Source organism: Chamaesiphon sp. VAR_48_metabat_135_sub, from assembly GCF_031418915.1.
Lineage (GTDB): Bacteria > Cyanobacteriota > Cyanobacteriia > Cyanobacteriales > Chamaesiphonaceae > Chamaesiphon.
This window is the reverse complement of sequence record NZ_JANOJV010000133.1, coordinates 1-2,724: the sequence shown is the minus strand read 5'-3', so window position 1 is coordinate 2,724 and position 2,724 is coordinate 1. Positions and strand designations below refer to the sequence as shown.

Genomic DNA, 2,724 nt, shown 5'->3' with positions numbered 1-2,724 from the left:
CGAGATCGATCCCCAGTTCGACACATAAAACATTCTGATGTGTGAATTAACAAAATAAAATTGTTGCTTATATTGCCAAAGCGTCACGTATCAGTCTATGCTTGACCTTAGCGAATATATAAATATTCGGTTTTAGCTACGAAAAACCGAATATTTATATATTCGCTAAGGTCAAGCATAGACTGATACGTGACGCTTTGGCAATATAAGCAACAATTTTATTTTGTTAATTCACACATCAGAATGTTTTATGTGTCGAACTGGGGATCGATCTCGTTGAACTGGCTTGGTCGAGTCCATCATAACTGTTGTAGAACCGGTTGATTTAGAGAAGATCCGCCCAATGATAAAATAGTAATTGATGAGTAGCAGATGTAAATGCAAAATAGTTGACACTCCCCGACCTGAAGGTACGGGGATTCTCAAGAACACAAAGCCTCAGTAGACTTTGATTCTTAATGGCTGTGCCAAACAGCCTCTAGACAGTCCGGTAAAACCATTCTGCTTACTTGTCTTGTCGCGCTCTTTACTGGAGGTTTCCTCCAGAACGCGCGCCGCTTTACGTCCAATATTCGCAGCACCGTTAGTATCTGAGTTAATCAAATGTCCTTCTTTGCTTCTATACAATCCTCGCTGAACTCGCTGACCAGAAAACTGGTAGGTAGCTGCGTGGCGGGTTCCCCGCGACGCGGGTTGATCGGCATTGTAAACAGGCATATCATCACCATCCAAAGCACTCGCCTTGCTAGTGTAGGATTCTTCTTGTTCTTGGTAGATCAACCCATACCGCTCACAGAGAGATTTAAGTTTGTTTCTCAAAGAGTAGAAGGGAATTTGGACAAAGTTTTGATTGTTCCGGCTGCCTATATTGAGGCCATCTTTCATCCCAATATTAAAGCCTACGATCAGGCGTTCAATTTTAGTATTGATGCAATGGTTAACAATCAGTCTAGCCGTCTTGTTCAGGTAGTCTCTAACCTGGTAGGTGCGATTGATATACAGTCTCGATTGACGTTCGGTAAGTTGCGTAATCCCCTGAAAATCTTTAATAGATTGCAGTCTGGCATTCTCTTTGTTGAACCACTGGTTAATAGATTTGAGTTTGCGACCATCCACGATAAAGGATGCCCCATTGGTGTCAACACAAGTAGCCAAATTACTAAGCCCGAAATCAACCGCCAAAGCACTATCTTTGACGGTTTCTACAGATTCAATTTCACCTTCGGAAATATACTCGACTTCAAAAAATCGAGCATCATACTTGGGGTGAATTCTCACTTCTTTGATTTTGGTTGGGTCAAGACGTTCGGGAAAGTTAATTACGATTTCACCAAATTCCTTCTTAAAGGCTGGAGACATCGGTACTTTGAACGAACCATCTTTGACTTTGATTCGCGGAATTATCAACACAAAATAGCCTTCTTTGGGCAAGTAGTGAGGAAGTCTCACCTTTTGTTGAAACGTTCCAGATCGAACCGCTTTAATCAATCCATAGAAGCCGCGAAACGTCCTGTCTACTACCTTCAATGTTTGCTGTGCAATGTCAGTACTGAGAATTTGATAGTTCTCATTGTCTTTGCACAGATGGTAGGCAGACTCATAGCGCAAGTGCTTATGTTCTTGAAAGTAGTACTGTCTAACAGTGTAAAGACCCACGTTATAGAGGTTCTTACTCAATCGACACAACTCTCTCAGAGCCAAGAATTCGGTCTTGCTAAGATCGCGTATTTGGTTTTTCTGAGTCAAGTACATAGTTGTTCTTTCGCTATTCTTTTATTATATAGCGAAACCATTAAAAGAACAACAAGAATGTGGTGAGGCTATTAGAACTAGTCACAGCGCATACTGGCTGCTGGGCGGGTTCCCCGACCAACAGAACTAAAGTTCGCTCCTGTAAAGCCGTCGTGAACGACGGGGTTTCTACCCAATTTTCTGATGAAAAAAAAATTGATCTGGTCGATTCGCATTTATCAGCAGTTTAGTTCGAGCTTTTTGCCACCGAGTTGTCGATTTACACCGACTTGTTCTCAATATGCAGTAGAGGCGATCGACCGGTTTGGTACAATTAAAGGTAGTTATCTAGCCACCATGCGGATTTGTCGCTGTCATCCCTTTCATCCTGGTGGCTACGATCCCATCCCCGAAATACCCGATCATCACAACTGATCAGATTGAGACTAATCTTAAATTTTGAGTTAAAACTCCCAACTCCCAACTCCCAACTAATGAAGCCCTATCGTCGCGTACCGATCCAAGAATGTGGAGAAGCACTAGTTGCAATTCCATTAGATTTGTTTGCCGTAGAAACACCCCACCCATATATCAAATGTGGAGCAGATTATGATGGTAAATCACCTTATTATCTTCGACAAAGGGTACTCGATCGACTAATTCAAGCACAAGATCGATTGCAGCAATTACACCCTGGCTGGCAGATCCAAATTTTTGATGCTTATCGTCCGGTAGAGGTACAGGAGTATATGGTTAATTATACTTTCAATCAGACTGCGATCGGCAGAAAGTTAGATCTGACCAAACTTACCAACCCAGAGATATCAGAAATTTGGCAAGAAGTGTACAAGATTTGGGCAATTCCTAGTTTCGATCTAGAGACACCACCACCTCATAGTACGGGTGCAGCGATCGATATTACCATAGTAGATGAGCAGAGTAATCCGCTGAATATGGGTTCACCGATCGATGATATGTCAGATCGATCGTTAC

3 protein-coding genes are annotated in these 2,724 nt (G+C 42.3%); 2 read left to right on the top strand and 1 reads right to left on the bottom strand.

The features are described from left to right. Positions 1-438: 438 nt before the first annotated feature. The gene (locus RMO55_RS09350; RefSeq protein WP_310426019.1) at positions 439-1,752 is read right to left on the bottom strand and encodes a transposase; all 1,314 of its coding nucleotides are present in this window, start codon (positions 1,750-1,752) and stop codon (positions 439-441) included. 183 nt (positions 1,753-1,935) lie between these two features. Here RMO55_RS09350 and yidD point away from each other — a divergent pair, with 183 nt between their 5' ends. Beyond that, a complete protein-coding gene (gene yidD / locus RMO55_RS09345) occupies positions 1,936-2,166 on the top strand; it encodes a membrane protein insertion efficiency factor YidD (protein WP_310426018.1) in 231 nt (76 codons plus the stop codon). A 59-nt stretch (positions 2,167-2,225) separates the two neighbouring features. Further along, positions 2,226-2,724, top strand: a 499-nt coding sequence (locus RMO55_RS09340; RefSeq protein WP_310426017.1) for a M15 family metallopeptidase, incomplete at its 3' end; no start/stop codon positions are given.

What these genes read in the sequence shown, in the direction of transcription:
- RMO55_RS09350 (WP_310426019.1), bottom strand. Translation starts at nt 1,752, where the DNA reads ATGTACTTGACTCAGAAAAACCAAATACGCGATCTTAGCAAGACCGAA.
- yidD (WP_310426018.1), top strand. Translation starts at nt 1,936, where the DNA reads ATGAAAAAAAAATTGATCTGGTCGATTCGCATTTATCAGCAGTTTAGT.